Origin of the sequence: Actinospica sp. (assembly GCF_035552695.1) — a bacterium.
Lineage (GTDB): Bacteria > Actinomycetota > Actinomycetes > Streptomycetales > Catenulisporaceae > Actinospica.
This window is the reverse complement of the sequence record NZ_DASZKT010000027.1, coordinates 22,547-43,420: the sequence shown is the minus strand read 5'-3', so window position 1 is coordinate 43,420 and position 20,874 is coordinate 22,547. Positions and strand designations below refer to the sequence as shown.

The 20,874-nt window shown below is 70.8% G+C and carries 21 protein-coding genes and 1 pseudogene; 8 read left to right on the top strand and 14 right to left on the bottom strand.

What is annotated here, in order from left to right:
• Positions 1-724: 724 nt before the first annotated feature.
• The 3 genes from VG296_RS04585 to VG296_RS04575 all read right to left on the bottom strand — a co-directional run bounded on the left by VG296_RS04585 (position 725) and on the right by VG296_RS04575 (position 3,199).
• Positions 725-1,171: a nuclear transport factor 2 family protein gene (locus tag VG296_RS04585; RefSeq protein ID WP_325563380.1), complete on the bottom strand. Its 447-nt coding sequence runs from the start codon at positions 1,169-1,171 to the stop codon at positions 725-727.
• A 75-nt stretch (positions 1,172-1,246) separates the two neighbouring features.
• Positions 1,247-2,704: an MFS transporter gene (locus tag VG296_RS04580; protein WP_325563378.1), complete on the bottom strand. Its 1,458-nt coding sequence runs from the start codon at positions 2,702-2,704 to the stop codon at positions 1,247-1,249.
• Positions 2,705-2,848: 144 nt separating this feature from the next.
• Positions 2,849-3,199, bottom strand: a complete 351-nt coding sequence (locus VG296_RS04575; protein WP_325563376.1) for a hypothetical protein — start codon at positions 3,197-3,199, stop codon at positions 2,849-2,851.
• A gap of 273 nt (positions 3,200-3,472) precedes the next feature.
• On the opposite strand from VG296_RS04575, the gene VG296_RS04570 reads away from it, so the two are divergent.
• Complete coding sequence (locus VG296_RS04570) at positions 3,473-3,913, top strand: hypothetical protein (RefSeq protein ID WP_325563375.1); 441 nt, start codon at positions 3,473-3,475, stop codon at positions 3,911-3,913.
• Between the two features lie 26 nt (positions 3,914-3,939).
• On the opposite strand, the pseudogene VG296_RS04565 reads toward VG296_RS04570, so the two are convergent.
• A pseudogene (locus VG296_RS04565) lies at positions 3,940-4,295 on the bottom strand (transposase); the annotation flags it as partial.
• A gap of 164 nt (positions 4,296-4,459) precedes the next feature.
• On the opposite strand from VG296_RS04565, the gene VG296_RS04560 reads away from it, so the two are divergent.
• Both VG296_RS04560 and VG296_RS32715 read left to right on the top strand, forming a co-directional pair.
• On the top strand, positions 4,460-4,771 hold the full coding sequence (locus tag VG296_RS04560) for an EthD family reductase (protein WP_325563373.1): 312 nt from the start codon (positions 4,460-4,462) through the stop codon (positions 4,769-4,771).
• 702 nt (positions 4,772-5,473) lie between these two features.
• Entirely contained in the window at positions 5,474-5,611 is a 138-nt protein-coding gene (locus VG296_RS32715; protein ID WP_414641050.1) for an MGMT family protein, read from the top strand.
• Between the two features lie 249 nt (positions 5,612-5,860).
• Here the strand turns inward: VG296_RS32715 and VG296_RS04555 are convergent, their stop codons facing one another.
• From VG296_RS04555 to VG296_RS04530, 6 genes are all read right to left on the bottom strand, one after another.
• Positions 5,861-6,796 carry an ROK family protein gene (locus VG296_RS04555; RefSeq protein ID WP_325563372.1) on the bottom strand — a complete coding sequence of 312 codons (936 nt, stop codon included), beginning with the start codon at positions 6,794-6,796 and terminating at the stop codon, positions 5,861-5,863.
• On the bottom strand, positions 6,793-7,806 hold the full coding sequence (locus VG296_RS04550) for an SIS domain-containing protein (protein WP_325563371.1): 1,014 nt from the start codon (positions 7,804-7,806) through the stop codon (positions 6,793-6,795). The genes VG296_RS04555 and VG296_RS04550 overlap by 4 nt, the downstream gene beginning before the upstream one ends.
• A gap of 38 nt (positions 7,807-7,844) precedes the next feature.
• Positions 7,845-9,365, bottom strand: coding sequence for a GMC family oxidoreductase (locus VG296_RS04545; RefSeq protein WP_325563369.1), 1,521 nt, complete (start codon positions 9,363-9,365; stop codon positions 7,845-7,847).
• Positions 9,366-9,396: 31 nt separating this feature from the next.
• A complete protein-coding gene (locus VG296_RS04540) occupies positions 9,397-10,152 on the bottom strand; it encodes a DeoR/GlpR family DNA-binding transcription regulator (RefSeq protein ID WP_325563367.1) in 756 nt (251 codons plus the stop codon).
• Positions 10,153-10,186: 34 nt separating this feature from the next.
• Positions 10,187-11,656: an APC family permease gene (locus tag VG296_RS04535; RefSeq protein ID WP_325563365.1), complete on the bottom strand. Its 1,470-nt coding sequence runs from the start codon at positions 11,654-11,656 to the stop codon at positions 10,187-10,189.
• Between the two features lie 276 nt (positions 11,657-11,932).
• Complete coding sequence (locus VG296_RS04530; protein WP_325563363.1) at positions 11,933-12,523, bottom strand: hypothetical protein; 591 nt, start codon at positions 12,521-12,523, stop codon at positions 11,933-11,935.
• Between the two features lie 369 nt (positions 12,524-12,892).
• On the opposite strand from VG296_RS04530, the gene VG296_RS04525 reads away from it, so the two are divergent.
• Positions 12,893-13,378: a DUF3592 domain-containing protein gene (locus VG296_RS04525; protein WP_325563362.1), complete on the top strand. Its 486-nt coding sequence runs from the start codon at positions 12,893-12,895 to the stop codon at positions 13,376-13,378.
• A gap of 296 nt (positions 13,379-13,674) precedes the next feature.
• Here VG296_RS04525 and VG296_RS04520 read toward each other — a convergent pair whose 3' ends face one another.
• The 3 genes from VG296_RS04520 to VG296_RS04510 are packed head-to-tail and all read right to left on the bottom strand — an operon-like array spanning position 13,675 to position 15,777.
• Positions 13,675-14,820: an RNA polymerase sigma factor gene (locus tag VG296_RS04520; protein WP_325563360.1), complete on the bottom strand. Its 1,146-nt coding sequence runs from the start codon at positions 14,818-14,820 to the stop codon at positions 13,675-13,677.
• The gene (locus tag VG296_RS04515) at positions 14,817-15,227 is read right to left on the bottom strand and encodes a YciI family protein (protein ID WP_325563358.1); all 411 of its coding nucleotides are present in this window, start codon (positions 15,225-15,227) and stop codon (positions 14,817-14,819) included. Before VG296_RS04515 ends, VG296_RS04520 begins: the two co-directional genes overlap by 4 nt.
• Before the next feature lie 52 nt (positions 15,228-15,279).
• Positions 15,280-15,777 (bottom strand): pyridoxamine 5'-phosphate oxidase family protein, encoded by a 498-nt coding sequence (locus tag VG296_RS04510; RefSeq protein ID WP_325563355.1) that lies wholly within the window; start codon positions 15,775-15,777, stop codon positions 15,280-15,282.
• Positions 15,778-15,905: 128 nt separating this feature from the next.
• On the opposite strand from VG296_RS04510, the gene VG296_RS04505 reads away from it, so the two are divergent.
• The 4 genes from VG296_RS04505 (at position 15,906) to VG296_RS04490 (ending at position 20,174) form a co-directional block, all read left to right on the top strand.
• Entirely contained in the window at positions 15,906-16,550 is a 645-nt protein-coding gene (locus VG296_RS04505) for a DinB family protein (protein WP_325563353.1), read from the top strand.
• An 85-nt stretch (positions 16,551-16,635) separates the two neighbouring features.
• The gene (locus VG296_RS04500) at positions 16,636-18,021 is read left to right on the top strand and encodes an MFS transporter (RefSeq protein ID WP_325563351.1); all 1,386 of its coding nucleotides are present in this window, start codon (positions 16,636-16,638) and stop codon (positions 18,019-18,021) included.
• Positions 18,022-18,150: 129 nt separating this feature from the next.
• Positions 18,151-19,284 (top strand): GH12 family glycosyl hydrolase domain-containing protein, encoded by a 1,134-nt coding sequence (locus VG296_RS04495; RefSeq protein WP_325563349.1) that lies wholly within the window; start codon positions 18,151-18,153, stop codon positions 19,282-19,284.
• Complete coding sequence (locus VG296_RS04490; protein ID WP_325563347.1) at positions 19,281-20,174, top strand: arylamine N-acetyltransferase family protein; 894 nt, start codon at positions 19,281-19,283, stop codon at positions 20,172-20,174. Before VG296_RS04495 ends, VG296_RS04490 begins: the two co-directional genes overlap by 4 nt.
• 43 nt (positions 20,175-20,217) lie before the next feature.
• On the opposite strand, the gene VG296_RS04485 is transcribed toward VG296_RS04490, so the two are convergent.
• Positions 20,218-20,871: an SAM-dependent methyltransferase gene (locus VG296_RS04485; RefSeq protein ID WP_325563345.1), complete on the bottom strand. Its 654-nt coding sequence runs from the start codon at positions 20,869-20,871 to the stop codon at positions 20,218-20,220.
• Between the last annotated feature and the right edge of the window lie 3 nt (positions 20,872-20,874).

The following is a 20,874-nucleotide window of genomic DNA, read 5'->3' as shown; positions in this document are numbered from 1 at the left end:
CTCGGGGAACCGCGCGAAACTGACAGCGGCGGACCGCACCGACTGACAACGCCCAGCTCGGAGCGTCGCGAACCGCGCCAAGTCGTCAGCGGGCCCGCATGAAACTGTCAATCCGCAGGTCAGAGCCCTGAAATGACACGGTTTGCCGCCCTGCGGAGCCCGCAGCCGCATTAATAAATAAACCGTCAGAGTTTTCCCGCATCAACTGACAACGCCCAGCTCAGAGCCATACCGAGCCGCACGAAACTGTCAGCGGGCCCGCGCAAAACCGTCAATCCGCAGGTCACAGCCCTCGACGGCCGCCCCGGCGCCCCACCGCCCCGGCGGCTTGTCCCAGCGCCCACGAGCGCCCCGCCTGCGCCTTCCCGGCCGCCGGATGCGGCGTCAGATCCCGCCTCCGCCAAGAGCATTCCCGGCGTACGGAGGCTCCACGGGCCGTCGCGCGCGGCGCTCGGGCCGCGATCCTGGGTTCGTATACGCTCTCCGAACGCGTGACAACTGCCCTCCGAGAGGCACGGGAGGCGGTACGTGTCTCATACGCCGCCGAGGATGGGGAAACGCCCGTGCTACCTGACGAAGAGCCAACGTTCCGCCCCCCTCCGCCCGCCGCCGCATGCGGACGGCCCCCGGCCAGGTGACGCAATCCTTCATCCGGCCGAGAGCTGACCGATGCCTCCGTACGAGGGGGAGCTGATCCGTCGTACCAGGGGGAGCTGACCCCCCGTCACTCCGCGGCCGGCGCGGGCGGCGGGACGAGCCCGTCCGCGATGAGCCCCTCGACCACGGCCTGCCCGAGCGCCTCCGCCGCCGACTGCGGGCGCACCATCGCGGTGAACTCCTTGATCAGGCCCTCCTCGTCGAAGTGCAGCAGGTCGATGCCGTGGAGCTCATTGCCGCCGACGGTGGTCCGGAAGACCAGAACGGCGGACTCGGCCTCGCTCCCGTCCGCGCTGGTCTCGCAGGATCCGGCGTACGACCCGATGTATCGGAAGTCCTCGAGCGTCCGCACAAACACGCCGAACAGGCCCATGACCATGTCCCGGCCCTCGGTGGGCTGGAACTTCAGGGAGCTGTAGAAGCGGATGTCCGGCGTGAGCAGCTCTTCCAGGCCGGCGAGGTCGCCCTTCTCCATGGCGGTGCGGAAGCGGTCGACGGTGGTGCTCGCGGTCATGGCAGCTCCTTGTTCATAGCTCGTGGCTCACAACTCATAGCAGTGCGATTTCGTACTCGTACTCACCCGCGTCAGCTACCACTCGGCAGTTTGTAGGGCGGTCTGTTGCGCGTCATGTTGCGCGGTGCGCACCCGCGCAGGGCTGCGGATGACGATGACGGCCACCAGCACCGCAAGGAGCGTGAAGCCTGCCGAGACGGCCATGCCGGCGTCGTAGCTGCTGGTCAGCGCCTGCGGCGGCGTGTCATGGGTCAGCGAGGCGGTCACGGAGGCTGCGGTACCGGAGATCACGGCCACGCCGAGCGCTCCGCCCATCTGCTGGGAGGTGGTGATCAGACCGGAGGCCAGGCCCGCGTAGCGCTGCGGGACGCCGGCGGTCGCCGCCGCGTACATCGGGGCGAAGCTCATGCCGTAGCCGATCGGCATGATCAGCAGGCCGGGTAGCACGTGCAGCGGGTAGTCGTCGCGCACGGGCAGGAAGCAGACCCATGTCATGCCGACGGTGACGATCGCGGGTCCGAGGATCAGGAACGGGCGGAATCCGAACCGGCCGACCAGGTGCGCCATGCGCGTGGACACGAAGCCGAGGATCACCGGGAAGGGCAGGAACGCGAGGCCGGTGCGGACCGCGCTGTAGTGCTCGACTCCCTGGAGATAGAGGGTGATCAGGAAGAACATGCCGAGATTTCCCGCGAACACGGCGGCCATCACGGCGTTCGCGCCGGAGACGTTGCGGATCTTGAAGATGGACAGGTCCATCAGCGGGCTCGCCGCGCGGCGTTCGTTGGCGACGAAGGCCGCCAGCAGCAGCACGCATGCCGCGAGTCCGGCCAGCGTGCGCGGGTCGCCCCAGCCCCAGGACGGCGCCTGGCTGAAGGAGAGGACCGCGGCCATCAGGCCGAGCGTGGCGAGCACGGCGCCGGGGGTGTCCAGGGTCCGGCGCGCGGTCGTGTGCGCGTGCGCGGGCACCAGGCGTGCGATCAGGACACTGATGACCAGGCCGATCGGGACGTTGATGAAGAAGTCCCAGCGCCAGCCCGCGTACTGCGTGAGCACGCCGCCGGTGGCGACCATCGACCAGTAGCCGAGCGCCCGCGCGCGGCGGCGGCCCTCCGGGAACGTGACCAGCACGATCGAGAGCGCCGCCGGGGACATGAAGGCGGCGGCGAGCCCCTGCAGGCCGCGCAGCCCGATGAGCAGCGGGACCGACGAGCTGAGCCCGATGAGCAGCGAGACGAGGGTGAACGCGAGCATCCCGGCCACCAGCGTCCGGCGGCGCCCGAAGAGGTCCGCGACGCGCCCGCCGAGCAGCAGGAAGCCGCCGAAGGTCAGCACGTAGGCGGTGAAGACCCACTGGATCGAGTCGTCGCCGAAGCCGAGCTGCCGCTTGATGACCGGCAGCGCGACGGTGATGATCGCGGTGTCGAGCACGACCATGAACTGGGCGATGGCCACGAGCGCGAACACCACCGAGGGCGCCGTGGACGGAGCGGGGGACGGGTCTTGGCGACCGAGACTTCCGGAAGAAGGCATGGCGGTTCCCAGGATCGGCGGAACGGGAGGAGAAGCGGTGCGGGAGCTGGTCGGATGCCGCTAGGTCAGGTCCTCGCTGAGTTCCTGTCCCTTCTCGGCCAGCCGGCGTGCGGCGGTGTCGTCGCCGTCGCGCACGGCCTGCCACTAGGCGACGCGGTTGTCGACGTAGTGGCGCCGGGCGGTCAGCCGCCGGATCTCGAGCTCGAGCTTCGCGCTGTGCCCGGCGAGCAGACGGATCTTGGTCTCGACGGTCTCCGGTCCGTACCCGCGGTCCGCGAAGACGCCCGCGATGTTCTTGATGTCGTGCGGCTTCAGCTCGTCCGCGTCGGTGGCGACGCAGTCCGCGAGGTACTTCCGCGTCTCCGCCAGCACCTCGGGCCTCTCGGGCCGCGAACTGAGCGCCACCAGCGAGTACCCGAGCCGCGCGGTGGCGTCCGCGGCCTCGCGGGTGACCGACTTGCCCTGGTGCATGAGGAGCACCACGGCTCTCTCCACGCGGTCCACCTCCCCGGTCTGACTCGGCCCGGGACACACCCCGCCGAACCTGCTTCGCCAGTGTTGCGTACCGCCGAGCCGGCCGGGAATGGGCCGAAAGTCCCGGGGACTTTCGGCCTATGCCCCACCCCGGTGCCCCGCTGGCATGCTGGAAGCCGCCGCTGGGCGCCGGATCAGAGCAGACGGGGGGCGTGCCTCTATGGTTCTCGTCAAGGTATGCGGGCGCGTTCGTGCTTCTGGTCCTTGTTCAGGGCGGTGTCCCAGGGTGGCACAGTGGGATTTTTCGGGGTGACCGCTCGCAGTGCAGGTTGGGGCCTTGTGCTGACGAGGCTGTCCCCTGGCGCGGCTACGCTGCTGGAGCTTGATCCATCTGTCCCGTGTGAGCGGCTCGGGACTGTTGGGGACGTCGCGGCGCGGGTTCGCGAGGTCGAGCCGGAGGCGGAGCTGTCTGATCCGTCTCACGGCTGGATCCGGTTCTCGACCTGGTCGATCGAGCCGGCTATCGGCCAACAGGATCCGGTGGAGTGGATCCGGCTGTTCGTGCGCAGTAGCGGTGATGACGTTGTTGGGCGCATCGTGCGTCTGGCTGACGCACTCGGCTGCGTGGTGTTCGATGACGGCGAGCTCGAGTCTGTCTGGGATGCGGAGGATGTAGGGCTCTGGCACGCCTATCAGCGGGCGTGCGAAGAGGAGGACGCTTCGCACGCTGGTTGACGCCGCTACTTATGCAACGGGTGGTGTCAGGCTGGTATCTGGTAGAGCGCCCCGTTTCTGATCATGGCGTAGAGGACGTCGCAGCGGCGCCGGGCCAGGCACAGCAGCGCTTGGCTGTGCCGCTTGCCCTCGCTGATCTTCCGCTCGTAGTAGGCGCGGGAAGGCGGGTGTGAGAGCGAGGCGAAGGCGGACAGGAACAGGGCCCGTTTCAGTGCCCTGTTTCCGCGCATGGCGGGTGTTTCGCCCTTGATGGAGCTGCCGGAGCGGCGGGTCACGGGCGCGAGTCCGGCATAAGCGGCCAGGTGCGCGGCCGACGGGAAGGCGGTGGCGTCGCCGATCTCGGCGAGGATGCGGGCTCCGGTCTGACTCCGATGCCGGGCATCGGTGAAGATCACGAAAGCCGCCCGCCGGGCCGCGACCGACACTACAATTCGACCATGCCAAGTTTTCCTGAGGGCAACTTCACCATCGTCAACAACGAGACTGGCCGCTGTGTGCGTGCGCTTCTCGGCAAGACCGTCGACCCTGGTCTGGACGGAGGTCGTCATGCATAAGTTGGTGGTCCTGTATTCCAAGCCCGCCGACCCTGACCACTTCCGCGACTACTACGTGACCAACCACCTTCCGCTGATCATGAATTGGCCCGGCCTGCTTGCGTGGCGCTACAGCTTCGACGTGGCGGCGCCCACGGGAGAAGCGCCGTATTTCGCGGTCTTCGAAGGCGACTTCGCTGACGCCGCCGCCATGGCCGCGGCGCGGGCGTCGCCGCACGGCCAGCGGGTGGCCGCCGATGCCGCCAACTACGCCACCGGCGGTGCGGTCGTCATCCACTATCCGGTGCAGGACGGCACCGGCTGAGGCACGCCGGTACGCTCCGGGACGCGTTCGGTCGGCCGTTGCGGCCAGGTCCGGCTATCGGCGGACGCCGTTCGCTGTTGCCGGTTCGTTGAGCGTCAAACGCAGGGCTCCAACACGCGAGGGTCCGAGTGGCCGCTCGCAGAAATGACCAGTTGTGCGAGTTCTGCGAGACTCCCGGATCGCGTCCGGTTCATCCGGGTCTCCGTTCGCAGAAGTGTCTCTCAGAACTCCGGCGTTCTGAGAGACACTTCTGCACGACTTTCGCCATGGATCTGACACCCGATCAGGCCGCGGACGCAGTCGAGCGCAACGCCTGCCCGAAGTGCGAGGCCCCGGCGGGCAGCCCGTGCTGTTATCGGTGTGGTTCAGCTCGTCGATCATCATGAACAGCGCGTCCTCGGACGGGTCGTCGATGCCGTCGCCGTTCTCGCTCTCGGCTCGGTAGTACGAGGCGGGCATCGCTCTTCCCCCATGCTGTGGTGACGGACGGGCGGCGCGTTGCCCGAACTCCTCGCGCAGGCGTCGAAGCTCGGCGATCAGAACACGGGGATCATCGACGGTCATAGCGGAGCATTGTGCTCTCACAGGCGCGCTCGGCGTCGGCGTTCTCTGCGATCCCCGGCTGCGTGTCTTGGACCGCCGCCGCGGCCCGTCCGACCTCCCGGTATCCGCCCCGCGATCTTTCGCCTTGTAGAGCTGCCCGTGCTCGTGCCCTGCCACCGCGTAGTGCGCTCCGACGGGACTGCCGGAGGCTACGTCGGCGGCGCGGAGGCCAAGCGCATCCTGCTTGACCCGGAAGGCGCGACGGCGGGCGGGCGCGGCGCGGGCTCCACCGGCTGACGCGGCGGGGGAGCCCGCCCGCAGCGTTATACATGTCCAGGCTGCGGTGCGGGCGATGCCTGCCCGGTCGCGGGCGGAGTCTTGCCGCCACCGCGCTCGCCGCGGCCGTGCGCTTCCTGATTCCGTACGGGCTGCCGTAGCTGGAGCGCCGCTTCCCGGACGGCGCCCGGCCCGACGGCGAGGCTCACTCCCAACTGGCGGGCGCGCATCGGGACCGCACCGGGGGCGTGCGGAGTATCGCGTCTCTGGTCAGTCCCCGGTGCGGGCGAGGACGGCGGCGCCGACGGCTCCGGCCAGGTCGCCGAGGCGGGCCGGGAGGACGGGTGGTGTCCATCGGTAGGGCGCGTTGCGCTCGATCCCGGCCTGCATGGCGTGAGCGTACAGGTCGAGGTACTGCGCGCCGGAGCCTCCGAGGACGACGCGGTCCGGGCGGAAGAGGGTCAGCAGCGTGCCGAGGCCGGCGGCGACCTGGCGTCCGTAGCGCTCGAATATCCGGGCCGCCTGCGTGTCGCCGCGGCGGGCGGCGTCGGCTGCGCTCGTCGGGTCCGATCCGGTCATCGCTTCCAGGGCGGTGCGCGAAGCCGCCTGTTCCCAGCAGCTGGGCAGGCCGCAGTAGCAGGGTGTTGGGGCGTCGGGCACCGCGATGTGCCCGGCTTCGGGATGGGAGCCGTCACCGGCGCGCAAAAGGCGGCCGTCGGTGATCACCGCTACGCCGATGCCTGTGCCGAGGGTGACGGTCACGCTGCTGCGGCTGCCGTACCCGGCCCCGTGGGTGTGCTCGCCGATCGCGGCGGCCGCGGCGTCGTTCTCGATCACGCACCGCAGCCCGAGCGTGTCCAGGACGGCCGCACGCAGGTCGAGGCCGGTGAACGCGGGCAGGGTGGCCGGATTGTCGATGATGCCGCCGGCGGTCACCGGGCCACTGGCCCCGATCCCGACTCCGCTGACCTCGGCGCCCACGCTCGCGCGCACGGCCTCGGCGGCCGTGCTGATCGCGGCGAGCAGTTGGCCGACCGGCTCGGGGGGTGAGTGCCGGGCAGTGCGGAAGCTCGCCTGGTGCAGGATGGTTCCGTCGGGGTCGAGGGCGAGTACGCGGGTGCCGGTCCCGCCCAGGTCGACGCCGATGCTCGCCTGGGGCCCGGGTCCTGGCCGGGGCTGCGGGCGGGGTGACGGGTCTGTGGTCACAGCGCCGTGGTGATCTTGCTGCCGTAGGCGAACGCGCCGGGGGTGATGCCGCGGGCGCGGGCGATCGCGACGGTCAGGTGCTGGGCGACCAGGGCGCCGTGGGTGAGTTGCGCGGTCAGCCCGGCGTCGGGCGGGGGCAGGTGCACGGTGGCGCCGGGCAGGTCGAGGCCCGCCGCGGCGACGACGGTGGATCCGGCTGCCAGCAGGTCGGCGCCGATCCGGGCCAGTTGCCGGTTGGCGGCCGGATCCGCGGCGCCGTGGAGCACGGCGGTCAGTCCGGGGCCGGCGAGTTCGAAGGGCCCGTGGCGGAACTGGCCGCCGACGTAGCCCTCGGCCGGGATCTTCGCGCCTTCCTTGGTGATCAGCCCGGCGTACAGGGCGGTGGCCCCGTGGTCGCCGAATCCGATGTAGGCCAGGCGCGGGTTGTCGGCGTGCAGGAGGCCGGCGGCGATCGGGGCGAGCGCGTCGGCTCCGTCGAACTGCTCGAGAGCTGCGATGGCCGCGGAGATCTCGTCGCCGGGCTGGTGCAGGAGCGTGGCGGCGAGCCGGTCGTGTGCGGCCAGGGTGTTGATGTAGCTCTTGGTGCTCACGGTCGCCTCGCTGCCGCTGTGCAGGGCGATCACCCGGTGCGCGGCCTTGGCGAGCGGGCTGGTCTCGTCGTTGGTGATCGCGGTGAGCGAGGCGGGCCGCACGCCGGACTCCAGTAGCGCGACGATCTCGCCGCTGGCGCCGGACTGGGACGTCGCGATCAGCAGGGTCTTGTCGTTGACCAGGTGCGGTGCGTCGAGCAGTTGGCCGGCGTCGACCCACCACGCGGGCAGGCCGTGCTCGACCAGGCGCCGCCAGGTGGGCAGGGCGGCGAAGTGGGAGGAGCCCATGCCGGTCAGCACGATCCGCTCGTACGGCGGCGCGGGTGGTGCGGCCGGTTCCCGGGCGGTGGTCGAGGCGGCGAAGGCGCGCAGGGCGTCGGCCTGGTCGGCGATGTCGTGTTCGAAGCCGGTGGTGCTCAACGGTCGTTCTCCTTGGGTGGGGCTGGTCTCTGGCGCCGTCACAGGGCGGAGGGTGTGGCGGCGGCCTGGGCCGGGTCGAGTCCGAGCAGGCCGGCGGCGATCCGGGCGCCGATCATCGCGGTGGGCAGGTTGATGTTGCCGCGGGTGATCTCGGGCATGATCGAGGCGTCGGCGACGTAGAGGCCGTTGACGCCGTGCACCGCGCCGTCGGCTCCGACGACGGCTGACGGGTCGTGGGCCGGGCCCATCTTGCAGGTGCCGGCCGGGTGGCAGTAGCTGACGATCTCGGCCAGGGCGTCGCGTCCGGGCCGGTGCTCGGGCCCGAGGATGTCGGCGAGCTCGCGGTCGGCCGCGATCTCGCTCAGCAGGGCGAGGGCCTCGCCGAGCACGGCGCGGTCGTGGCCCTCGGGGTCGGTGCCGTAGCGGTGGTCGACGCTCGGGTTCGCGTGCGGGTCGGTGCCGGTGATCGCGACCAGGCCCTGGGAGGTCGCGCGCATCGCCCCGCCGTACAGGCTGATCGGGGGCAGGCCGGGGTGGCCGCTGTTGGCGCCGGCGACCATGAACACGTGGACGTCGTACGGGCCGTTGTCGCAGCGGCTGGAGCGGGCGCGTCCGACGGTCTGCTCGTCCGGGTTCCACGCCGTGGCGGCCAGTGCGTCCAGCAGTCCGGGGCGGCCGAGGAAGTCGAGTTCGACGCAGGCGTGGTCGAGCAGGTTGCCCCCGACGCCCGGCAGGTCGGCGGCGACCTCGATGCCCAGGGGGCGCAGCAGGCCGGCCGGGCCGAGGCCGGAGCGCTGCAGCAGCGCGGGAGAGTGGTAGGCGCCGGCGGCCACGACGATGCGCCGCGCCCGGATGATCGCGACCCGCCCGTCGGGGCCGGTGACTTCGACGCCGACCGCGACGCCGTGCTCGATCATGATCCGGCGCGCGTGCACGTGTCCTGCGATGCGCAGGTTCGGCCTGGCGCGCACCGGGTCGAGGAACGCGAACGCCGCGTTCCAGCGCGTGCCGTCGACGATGTTGACCGGCATCGGCCCGATCCCGACCCCGGCTTCGAGCTCGTCGAGGTCGTCGGCGAACGGCAGTCCGGCGCGCACCCCGGCTCGGACGAACCCGGCCTGGGCGACGGTGAGTTCGTCCATGCGGTAGCGGCGCGCCCGCAGGCCGCGGTGGGCCCAGTCAAGCAGCGGCTCGACGGTCTCGGCCCGCCAGCCGGGGTTTCCCGCGGCGGCCCAGCCGTCGTAGTCGGCGCGGGCGCCGCGCGAGACGGTGCACCCGTTGTGCGCCGAGCAGCCCCCTACGATGCGCGCCCTCGGCAGATCAAGGCTCTGCGGTCGGGCGGAGACGAGCCCCCAGTCGTGCGAGAGCGGGATTGACTTGGCGTCGAGCATGTCGCTCGGCCACCCGGCGGCGCCGTACGGTCCGTAGTCGGGTCCGGCGTCGATCAGCAGCACCGATTCGCCGCTGTGCGCGGCCAGGACGCCGGTCAGGGCGGCGCCGCCGGTGCCCGCTCCGACCACCAGGGTCTCGACGTGTTCGGGCAGTTCTGGCTCGGTCACGGGGGTGCCTCCTTCGCGGGGTGACGGGGGGTCAGGCGATGGTCACGACGGCGGCCGCCGCGAGCATCTCGCGGTGCTCGGCGGCCAGGTGCGCGTCGGTGATGAACAGGTCCGCGGCCTCCAGGCCGGCGATGCGCGCGAAGGCGACGTTGCCGAACTTGGAGGAGTCGCAGGCCACCAGGCAGCGGCCGGAGGAGGCGAGGGCGGCGCGTTTGACGGCGGCGTCCTCGATGTTCCACTCGGTCAGTCCGGCGGACGCCTCGATGGCCGAGACGGTCATGACGTAGGTGTCGAAGCGGTGGTCGGCGAGCGTGCGTTCGGCCGCGGGGCCGGTCAGCGACAGCTCGCCGGGGCGGATCACCCCGCCGGGTACCATCACCCGGGTTGCGGGCGAGCCGGAGAGGATCTCGGCGACCCGCATGTTCAGCGCGCACACGGTCAGGTTGCGCCCGACCAGGGCCTCGGCGATCGCGGTGCCGGTACTGCCGCCGTCGAGCACGAGGGTCTGCCCGTCGACCAGCTGCCGGGCGACCTCGGCGGCGATGGCCTTCTTCGCCTCGAGGTTGGTCCTGGCCCGCAGGGCGAACGGCGGCTCGAAGCTGCCGGACGCGGTGCGGGTGGCCCCGCCGTGCGTGCGCCGGAGCAGTCCGTCCTCCTCGAGCTGCGCGAGGTCGCGGCGGACGGTCATGTCCGACACCGACATCCGCGTGCTCAGATCGCTGATGCTCACGTTCCCGCGGGCCTCGAGCAGCTGCAGGATCTGTTGCTGGCGTTCCTGGGCTTGCACCGGTTCCTCCTGTGATCGGTGTGCGGGGCGGGTTCTAGTCGAGCTCCGGCAGTTCGCCCGCGTGCGCCATCCATTGCCGGCGGCCCGGGCGCAGATTGCGGCCGAACAGGATGATCGCACCCAGCAGCAGGTATCCGGCGGCGATCGCCGGGGCGTAGTCAACCGGCGAGGCCGGCAGCGGCACGATGCTCTTGTATCCGATCACGATCAGCGCGGCGGTGGAGATCACCGGCGCGACCACGAGTGTCAGGATCCTGAACTCGTCGCGGTGCTTGTCGCGGAAGAACTTGAACGCGGCGACGTTCATCAGGATGAAGATCGGGATGTAGACGAACGTGCCCGTGGTGCCGAGCAGGTTGAACAGGTTGTAGGGGCCGAGCGGCAGGCCGACGGCCAGCGCGATGGTGACCGCGATTCCGGTCTGCAGCAGCACGGCCGTGACGGGGGTGCCGTGCTTGCGGCTGGTCGCGGCCAGCGGCGCGGGCAGCGCCCCGGTGCGCGCCATGCCGAAGATGGTCCGGGTGGAGCTCGTGGTGCACGCGATGCACACGCCGAGCCCCGAGTTGACCAGCGCGATCAGGACGATGAGAGAGCCGCCGCTCCACAGCCGGTCGGCAAGCACGAACGCGGGCGCGGTGGGCGAGTTCGCGAGCGCGGTGAGGTTGTCGGTGCCCCAGCCGGTCTGCAGCCCCCAGGCGCAGAACACGTAGAACGCCCCGATCAGGATGAGCGAGCCGGCGATGGCGAGGGGCACGAGACGCTTCGGGTCGCGGGACTCCTCGCCCACCGCCGCGGCGGACTCGAACCCGGTGAACGCGAAGATCGAGAGCACGATCGCGAGGAAGAAGCCCGAGGACGAGCCGATGGAGCCGGGGTTGAAGCCGGAGGCGTTGACGCCGCCGGGGCCGGGATTGAACACGCCGGTCAGCGCGAGCCCGAGCCCGACGCAGATCTCGAACAGCGACATCGTGACCAGGAACCGCACCGAGATGACGATGCCCCGGTACCCGCAGGCCAGGCAGACCGCGAAGATCGCCAGCGCGTACGCCCACCACGGCAGGCCGAAGCCGTACTTCGCGTCGAGCTCGTCGTGCAGCACCGCGCCGGTGAACGCGGCGAGAGCCGCCGGGACGATCGTCACCATGATCGCGTAGAGCCAGCCGGTCATGAACCCCCAGCGCGGGCCGATGCCCTGGGAGACGTAGGTGTAGAACCCGCCGGCCGACGGCAGGTGGCGGGCCAGCGCCGTCATCGGCACCGCGATCACCAGGCAGATCGCGAACGCCGCCAGGTAGGTCAGCGGCGCCGCCTTCCCGGCCTGGCCGGTGTTGAACGCGATCGTGTAGAAGATGCCGAGCGTCGGGGAGATCTGCGCGACCGACTGCATCAGTACACCGGCCAGGCCGATCGACCCTCTGCGCAGCTCGCTGTGCACCACGCCCATCGCCTCGTCACCGCGTGGCGCGGCCTGGGCGGAGGGCTGGGACGGATCCGTGACTGCCATTGGAAGAACCTCCACGACTGCGGGGGAGTGAGGCGAGGGGCCCAAGCGGACGACCCGAACACCAGTCGTGTTGAGTTTCACATTCTAAATGTTCGATGTCAACGCTTCTGTTCAGCAATATGTTCACGTCGAGAGTCGAGAGCTCCACGCTCGCGTACGCCGCGGCCCGGGCGGGAGGCGACGGACTTCTCGGCGACCGCCGGGCCGGGGATGGCGCCGGGCGAGCCCGCCGCCGGCGGTAGAAGACCTCGGCCGTCGTTCCGCGGCACAGGGCGGTTAGGACTTGGTCGGGTAGAGCGCGCCGTCTGCGGTAAACCAGCAGATGCGCTCGCCGCCCAGGGTGTCCTCGACCATCCAGGCCAGCCGCTCGCGTCCGCCGACGGTGACGTCGAAAGGGTCGATCGGCAGTTCCCGGACAACACCGGAGACGGACCGCACTGCCGCCACGGGCTCGCCTCCGACCAGCAGCACGGCGGGCTGATCGAAGGCGCGCGTCACGCGGTGCGCAAGGGCCGGCGCCTCGGGCGGGGCAGTGAGCTCACCGCCCTGAAGCAGGTCCAAGACCTTGCAGCGCCGGCCGTCCGGTGTCTCGATCTCGAGCTCTTGGTTGAGGGCGCGAAGCTGCGATCCGGTAGCCGGCAGGGCCGTTGCGTCAACGTGCAGTTCGCTGAGCCGGGCGACCTTGCTACGTACTGACTGCTGCACTCCCATGAGGCGTCCTTCGACGTCTCGGTCGTGCGGCTCACGCAGCTCCGGGATCACGATGCCGTAGGTGTCCGCGACGCTCCCGGCACCCGACTGGTACCCCGCCGTGGTGACCATGACCCCCGTGGTGGGCATCGCCGGATCCGCGATGTCCTCGATCATCGCCTTCACGTCGTGCTCGAGCCGCGTGGTGGTCACCGGCGCCCGCCGCGTAATGCGCTCAGTCAATGGCATTCGTATTCGCACTGGTCAGTGCCATGGTGACAGAGCTCTGTCGGGACTTCTCGTCCATTACTACTCGGGGGTCGACTCGCAGCCACGCCGAGCGGGCGTCCATCAGGCCGCGCCAGGCATCCGGCAGCTCGTCCGGGTCCAGGCCGCCTCAACAGTCGTCGCCCGGCCCATCGCCAGGTTTGTCTAGATCGGCGGAGCCTGGTACATATCCTGCTGACCACGCCCCCACAACGCCCGTCGTGCCGCGGAGTCGGTGCCCGACGTTTCGACCCGACCCGACACGATGCCCGAGGAGTCATGAACCATACGCCAGCCAGCGATGCCGTCGTCCCTTTCGCGTTCGGCATCATATTTGCCGGATTCGGGCTCTGGAGGATGGTGGGCCAGAGCCGGTTTCGCCGCAGGGCCATTGCGACGGCCGGAACGATCGTCGGGCACCAGGTGGCATCCCGGAGCGCCGACAGCACGACGTACTACAGCATCGTCGAGTTCATAGTCCAGGACGGCACGGTCACCCGCGGCCGAACCCGCAGCGCGTCGAGCCCGCCGGCCGGCCGGGTGGGGTCCGCCGCCACCGTGTACTACAACCCGGCCAAGCCGGCCGAGATCGATATCGCCACCCGCCGCGCGCCCGTACTCACCATGTTGAACGTGATCCCGATCCTCGTCGGCCTTGCGCTCCTGATAGCCGGAGTCTTGGTTTTGACGGGTCAGATCAGCCTCACACAAGAGAGTTCCCCGGCGGATCTCGTAGAACTTCGAAGGTGGTGGTCCCCCACCTGACCTCCACGAAGTGGTACCTCGGGTGGAACAACCAAGGTCACCCAGTTACACGAGGGACCGTCACGCTGCCGAGCGGGCGGGTCGACCCGAGGGCCGAGACCGCCGGGGAACCAACGGGATGTCGCACATGACTGCAGTGCCCGGAGGACGCTCCGGGGGCCGGGGATCGGTACGGAAGTTGGCGCGCCGAGGGCGCCGGGGCACCGGCAAGGATGGAAACCGCCGTCCGGGCCGAAGGTGATGCTGATGGCAGCGGTCGCCGGACGGAGCTACGGGGCCGGCGATGCCACGCTCAGTCAGGGGCGCAGTAGATGCCGGACCCGGGCGGCCTCGCGGGTGAGGTGGTCGCGCTCCGGGATGCTGGTGGCGGCGCGGGAGGCTTCGGCGTACAGATCGGCGGCTTGCTCGAGGTGGCCGGCGCGTTCGTGGAGGTATGCCGCGGCCGCGGTGTAACGGGGCACGTCGGAGGGCACGTCGGCCAGCGCGGTCAGACCGGACTGTGGGCCGTCGGCTTCCCCGAGCGCGACTGCGCGGTTGAGCCGCACGACCGGGCTGGCGGTGAGGAGCAGCAGTTCGTCGTACCACTCGACGATTTGCGCCCAGTCCGTCTCGGCGGTGCTCGGGGCGTCCGCGTGCAGTGCGGCGATCGCGGCCTGCGCTTGGTACTCGCCCAGCCGGTCGCGGGCCAGCGCGGTCTGCAGGATTGCCACGCCCTCGGTGATCAGGCGAGTGTCCCAGCGCGAGCGGTCTTGCTCGGCGAGCGGCACTAGGCGACCTCCCGGGCCGCTGCGGGACGCGCGGCGCGCGTGGTGGAGCAGCATGAGCGCGAGCAGCCCCGCGACTTCGGGCTCGTCGGTCAACGTGGCGAGTTGGCGGGTAAGGCGGATCGCTTCGGCCGCCAGGTCGAGGTCGCCGCTGTACCCCTCGTTGAAGACGAGGTAGAGCACGCGCAGTACCGTCCAGAGGTCACCGGGCTGTTCGAAGCCCAGCCCCGCGATCCGGCGCTTCGCCCGACTGATCCGCTGCGCCATGGTCGCCTCGGGGACGAGGTATGCCGTCGCGATCTGCCGGGTGGTCAGCCCGCCTACCGCCCGCAGCGTCAGCGCGACGGCCGAGGCCGAGGGCAGGGCGGGGTGCGCGCACAGGAAGTAGATCCGCAGCGTGTCGTCGGTGGCGGGCGCCGGACCGGCTGGCGGCTCGACCTGCACGGCGAGTTCCCGCCCCTGCCGCGACGCCTCGGCGCGGGCGGCGTCGAGGAACTTGCGCCACGCGACGGCGACGAGCCATGCCTTCGGGTCACGCGGCGGATCCTCGGGCCACGTATCCAGCGCCCGGATCAGGGCCTCCTGCACGGCGTCCTCGGCCGAGGCGAAGTCGGCTCCACGCCGAACGAGGACACCGATCACCACGGGCACCAGCTCCCGCAGCAGCGCTTCGTTCACTCCGTGACCGTCGCGGAGCACCCGCCGTAGAACGGCCGGACCTCGAGCCACTCGTGGATCGGGCCGCCGCCGGGCCCGGGAGCCGACGACAGCTCCGCGGCCAGCTCGACCGCGCGATCCCAGGACTCCACGTCGATGACGTACCAGCCGGCGATCAGGTCCTTGGTCTCGGCGAACGGGCCATCGGTCACCGGCGGACGCCCCTCGCCATCGGACCGCACGAACGTCCCGCCGGGCGCCAGTCCCTGGGTCTCGACGAACTCACCCGTCTCCTCCAGGCGGGCCGCGAAATCGCGCATGAACTGCACGTGCGCGTCGACCTCCGCAGGCGTCCACTGGTCCATCGGCGCGTAGTCGACGGCGGGGGTCGGGCCGCCGCGGTAGTGCTTCAACAGCAGGTACTTCACGGATCTTCTCCTTATCTCGTGGGCAGTTCGTAGGCACTTCGCGGGCGCGTGGTCAGCCGCGCTGGCGTTCGGCTTGTTGACGGACGAGCTCCTCGATCGCGCTGGGGAGGGTCGTGTCGAAGTCGATCAGTTTCGCCCAGGTCGGGACGACGACGATCCGGACCATGCCGTCGTACAGCGAGCGGACCCCGGCCTCCCACTCGACCCGCTGCTCGGCCGTCATCTTGTAGGAGCCGTTGATCTGGAGGTACTCGTCCGGGATGCCGTCGACGACGTCCAGTTCCGCCCGACCGCGGATCAGCAGGATCTTCGGCGGGTGCACCTCGGTGTCGATCGTCAGGGCGACGGCCGGATTGTGGCGCAGGGCCGGAAGCTTCGGAGCGTTCTTCGTCGTACACATGACGATCTCGGTGCCGTTCCAGGTGAACGCGATCGGAACCGCACGCGGCGTCCCGTCCTTGGCGACGTACGCCAGGCGGGTCAGGTCGCGGGCCAGCAACTCCTGGCTGATCGGACGGTTCAGCACCTCGGCGATCTCACTCGGCTGCACGGTGGCGCCTCCTCCTTGCTCCGGTGGCCCGTTGTGGCCGCTCGTACCCCTGGGACGGAGCCGGCGCCACATTCTCGACACCGTACGCGCCGATCTCCAGAATTTATTTCTCTGGCAGGCTCGGCGTCGTGATCGATGAATTCGCGAAGCAGTATCTGCATGACGAGCTGCGGTGGATGCGCGAGGCGCTGCTGTGGAAGCTCGACGGGGTCTCGGAGTACGACGTCCGTCGGCCGTTGACCGTCAGCGGGACGAACCTGCTCGGGCTGGTCAAGCACGTGGCGTACTCGGGGGCGAGGTACTTCGGTGAGGTGTTCGACCGGCCGTTCCCGGACACCGTGCCGCGGTGGGACGAGGAGGCGGCGTGGCGCAACGAGCACTGGGCCATGGAGCACGAGAGCCGCGAGGAGGTGGTCGGGTTGTATCGGCGGGTGTGGGAGCACGCGGACGCGACGATCGGGGCGCTCGCCGTCGATGCGCCGGGGCGGGTGCCGTGGTGGCCGGAGCCGGGCGTGAAGCTGTTCAACGTGATGATCCACATGCTCGGTGAGACGACGCGGCACGCGGGACACGCCGACATCCTGCGCGAGCAGCTCGACGGCACAGTCGGCTCGGACTCGAACAGCGCCGCGAGGTACGACGAGGGCGACGAGGCGGTGCGGGCGCGGCGCGCGAAGATCGAGCGGGCGGCGAGGGCGTGGTCGCAGTCCGAGCCATCACAGCCAGGACCGTCGCAGCCCGGACGGTCGTCGCCCGGCCCCGCGCAGCCGTAGCCGCAGTCGAGCGGTAGCCCCAGTCATAACTCATAGTCCGGACGCGAAGATCGCGCGCCCGCGGTCGCGTGCGATGCTGCACCTCATGCGAATATCCGCGCGATCACGCGAGCCGGGTGCGCTCTCGCGGCCCACGGCGCTGCTGGTGGCCGGCGCCATGTTCATGGAGTTGCTCGACGGCACGGCGCTGACCACGGCCGCGCCGCGGGTGGCCTCGGCGTTCGGCGTGTCGTCGGTGGCGATGGCGGTGCCGATCAGCGCGTATCTCGTGACGGTGGCCGCGTTCATTCCGGTCGGCGGCTGGGCGGTCGACCGGTTCGGCGGGCGGCGTACGTTCGCGGTGGCGGTGATCCTGTTCACCGCGGCCTCGGCGGTGTGCGCGCTCGCTCCGTCGCTGGCGGCGCTGAACGCGGCGCGCGTCGCGCAGGGTGTGGGCGGCGCGCTGATGGTTCCGGTCGGACGGCTCGTCGTGCTGCGCGGGGTGCGGCGCGAGGAGGTGATCCGCGCGGTCGCGTTCCTGACCTGGCCGGCGTTGGCGGCGCCGCTGCTCGGGCCGGTGGTCGGCGGCCTGCTGGCCACCTACGCGTCCTGGCGGTGGATCTTCCTGCTCAACGTGCCGCTTGGCGCGATCGCGCTGTGCCTGGTGCGGGCGATCCCGGCCGAGCGCGGGCCGGTGCGGCGCCTGGACGTGCGCGGATGGTGGTCGAGTGCCGCCTGCCTGGGGAGTCTGACCGCCGCGGCGTCGATCGTGGCGATCCCCGGTTCGGATCCGGTGGCGGCGGCCGGCTGCCTGCTCGTCGCGATCGTCACCGGCACGCTCGCCGTCCGGCGTCTGCGCACGGCCGCGGAGCCGCTGCTGCGGCTGGACGCGCTGCGCATCCGCAGCTTCCGGTTCGCGCACGCGGGCGGCTCGGTGTTCCGGATCTCGATCAACGCGGTCGCGTTCCTCGTGCCGCTGCTGTTCGTGGACGCGTTCGGATGGACCCCGGCGCGCGCGGGCGAGGCGCTGGCCGCGCTGTTCGCCGGGAATCTCGGGATCAAGCCCGCGACCACGCCCCTGCTGCGGCGGCTGGGTTTTCGCACCGTCGTCCTGGGCGCGGTCCTCGGATCGGTCGTCACGACGGCGCTGATCGCCGCGCTGCGCTCGGACACGCCGATCGTGCTCACGGTGGCGCTGCTGGTGGCGAGCGGGGCGTTTCGCTCCATCGGGTTCACCGGCTACAACACCGTCGCGTTCGCCGACGTCGACGCCGCGGAACTGGCCGACGCCAACACGCTTTCCTCCGCGATCCAGCAGCTCGCCATCGGGCTCGGAGCCGCCGGCGGAGCCCTCGCGCTGCGGTTCTCCCTCGCGCTCGGCGTACGCGACGACTATCAGGGCGCGTTCATCGTCGTGGCCGCCGCGCTGCTGATCCCGGCGGTGGAGGCGTCGCTGCTGCCGCGGGACGTCGGCAGCACTCTCACGGCTTAACGTACTGACGCAATACCGTCCCTTCGGGTGATCTGCGAGCGTGACGCGCCGTTCAGGGCTTGATTGTCGCCCGCCCGGAGTTACCGTCCGGATCAAGAGTCGATGATCGAGCGGATGAGGCGACGGCAGATGAGAACGCACAGGCCAAGGCGTGCGCGCCGACCGCAGATCGCCGCGTGCGCGACGATCGTCGGTGCGTTCGCGGTCGTGGCCGCCTCGCTGTTCTTCCTGCCGTCGCAGGGCGCGAACGCCGAGCCGACGACGCTGTGCGGCGGGCAGCAGGCTTCGGTGGCCGGCGGCGCGTACATCGTGCAGAACGACGAGTACAACTCCGGCGCGAACGAGTGCGTGACGACGGACGGCGCCGCGGATTTCGCGGTGGCGACCTCGGACATGGCGAATCCGCCGGGCGCCCCGGGCGGGTATCCGTCGATCTACCAGGGCTGCCACTGGGGTTCGTGCTCGATGGGGGCGCTCGGCGCGAACCCGATCCAGGTCGCGAACCTGACGCCCGGTGAGGTGACGACGAGTTGGACCACGACGCAGCCGACCGGCGCCGGAAACATGTACGACGTCGCGTACGACATCTGGTTCAACCATGCCGCGACCACGCGCGGGGCGCCGGACTGCGCGGAGGTGATGGTCTGGCTGGGCCATCAGGGCTCGCTGCAGCCCTACGGGACGACCGTCGCGACGAGGGTGAGCCTGGACGGCACCAGCTACACGGTGTGGGAGGGCGTGCAGACCACGGAGCCGACGATCAGCTACGAGCTGACGAGCCCGGCGACGTCGGTGACCGGCCTGGACCTGTATCCGATCGCGCGTGACGCGGTCAGCCGCGGGTACATCTCGGACTCGTGCTATCTGATCGCCGTCGAGGCGGGCTTCGAGCTGTGGCAGGGCGGGGTCGGGCTGGCGACGAGCTCGTTCTCGGTCCAGGTGGGCAGCAACGGCACCGGCTCGCCGTCGCCGAGCCCCACGACGACGCCGACACCGACGCCGACCACGTCACCGAGCCCGACGGGCACGCCTACCGCTACCGGGACGCCGACGGGCACCGGAACCCCGACGCCCTCGCCCACGCTGACACCGACACCGACCAGCCCCACGCCAACGAGTCCGACGAGCCCGACGCCGACCGCGAAACCGTCGCCGACCCCCTCCCCGACCAGCACCCCGACGCCGCCACCGCCGCCCACTCCCGCGCCGTCGCGCACACCCTCGCCAGCGCCGCCGCCAAGACCGTTAAGCTCGACGGTGTGACTCCTCGCAGCGGCGCGGTGCGGCCGGATCCGACGGCCGACATCGACGGATACCTGGCCCGGCTCGGACTGGAGCGGCCCGCGCTGCCGGACCTCGCGTGGCTGTTCGCGGCGCACCGGGCGCATATGGAGCGCATCCCGTACGAGAACCTCGAGATCCAGCTCGAGCGCGCGACGAGCGTGGATCCGGCGGAGGCGATCGCGCGGATCGCGCGCGGGCGCGGCGGGTACTGCTTTCACATGAACGGCGCGCTCGGCACGCTGCTGGCCACGCTCGGCTACGACGTGACGCGGCATCTCGGCGAGGTGCGCGGCGCCGAGCGCGACCAGGCTTCGACCGACCTGACGATCAATCACCAGGTGCTGACCGTGCTGTGCGAGGGCGAGACCTGGTTCGTGGACTGCGGGCTCGGGGACGCGCCGTACGAGCCGATGGTGCTGCGCGCGGGCACCGTGGCGACGCAGGGGGCGTTCACGTACGGTTTCGAGCCGTGGGCCGGGCGCCCGGGCGGATGGCGGTTCGTGCACGACCCGAATCAGGAGTCGTTCGTCTCGATGGTCTTCGCGCCGGAGCCGGTCGGGGTCGCCGCGTTCGCCGCCGCGCACCACCGGCTGTCCACGTCGCCGGACTCGAATTTCGTGCGTGCGGCGGTCGCCAGTCGCCGCGACGCGCGCGGTACGGACATCGTCCGCGGCCGAGTGCTCTACCGCGTCGACGGCGACGGGGTGACGAAGCAGACCATCGACACCCCCGACAGCTGGTACGAACTGCTCGCGGACGTCTTCGGCCTGCACCTGTCCGACGTGGACGCGGCCGAGCGCGCGGTGCTGTGGAAGCGGGTCTCCGCGGCGCACGAGGAGTGGCTCGCCGAGCGCGCCGCCGCCAGATAACCAGTCGACCAAGCCGTCAATCGCAGTCGCTGCGATCGCCCTCTCAGGCCGGGCGCGGGTAGAGGACGTCGTAGCCGACGAACTCGAACATGCTCACGCCGGGCTGCAGCGGCCGCGGCGTTCCCCGGTACCGGTATTCGCCGACACACAGATCCACCTCGGGGTCTTCGAGCCAGACCTCTTCGAAGCCGTACTGCTCGTGCCAGGCGCAGATCCGCGACACCATGGGCGGATTCGGTTTGCGGCCGCACGTCCAGATGGCGGTGCCGCCGGTGGCGCACAGCGCGGCGCAGGTGGCGACGGTGTTCTCGATGTCGGCCGGCAGCAGGTTGCCGTACACGCCGCAGACGAGCACCAGGTCGGCGGGCGCAAGGCCGAGGTAGTGGTCGGTGAGCGACGCGTCGCCGGTGACGACCTCGACCCGGCCGAGTCCCGCTTCGGCGGCCGCCGCCCGGGCGTGCTGGGCGTTGTCCGGCTCGAGTTCGACCAGGCGCGCGTGCACGTCGCGGCCGCGCGGGTGCCCGGCGAGAACGGGAATCAGGTCTCTGCCCTGTCCGGCGCACAGGCTGATCGCGCGCAGCGGACCGGCCGGCGCCTCGTCCAGCGCACGGCTGACGCGCTCGCGCACGGTCGCCAGACGCTGCGTGAACGCGGAGGCCGGGTCGTCGTACCGGTCGTGCCAGAGCTTCCAGTCCATGGC

What these genes read in the sequence shown, in the direction of transcription:
- VG296_RS04585 (WP_325563380.1), bottom strand. Translation starts at nt 1,171, where the DNA reads ATGACCGCGAGCACCACCGTCGACCGCTTCCGCACCGCCATGGAGAAG.
- VG296_RS04580 (WP_325563378.1), bottom strand. Translation starts at nt 2,704, where the DNA reads ATGCCTTCTTCCGGAAGTCTCGGTCGCCAAGACCCGTCCCCCGCTCCG.
- VG296_RS04560 (WP_325563373.1), top strand. Translation starts at nt 4,460, where the DNA reads ATGCATAAGTTGGTGGTCCTGTATTCCAAGCCCGCCGACCCTGACCAC.
- VG296_RS04535 (WP_325563365.1), bottom strand. Translation starts at nt 11,656, where the DNA reads ATGGCAGTCACGGATCCGTCCCAGCCCTCCGCCCAGGCCGCGCCACGC.
- VG296_RS04530 (WP_325563363.1), bottom strand. Translation starts at nt 12,523, where the DNA reads ATGATCGAGGACATCGCGGATCCGGCGATGCCCACCACGGGGGTCATG.
- VG296_RS04525 (WP_325563362.1), top strand. Translation starts at nt 12,893, where the DNA reads ATGAACCATACGCCAGCCAGCGATGCCGTCGTCCCTTTCGCGTTCGGC.
- VG296_RS04500 (WP_325563351.1), top strand. Translation starts at nt 16,636, where the DNA reads ATGCGAATATCCGCGCGATCACGCGAGCCGGGTGCGCTCTCGCGGCCC.
- VG296_RS04495 (WP_325563349.1), top strand. Translation starts at nt 18,151, where the DNA reads ATGAGAACGCACAGGCCAAGGCGTGCGCGCCGACCGCAGATCGCCGCG.
- VG296_RS04485 (WP_325563345.1), bottom strand. Translation starts at nt 20,871, where the DNA reads ATGGACTGGAAGCTCTGGCACGACCGGTACGACGACCCGGCCTCCGCG.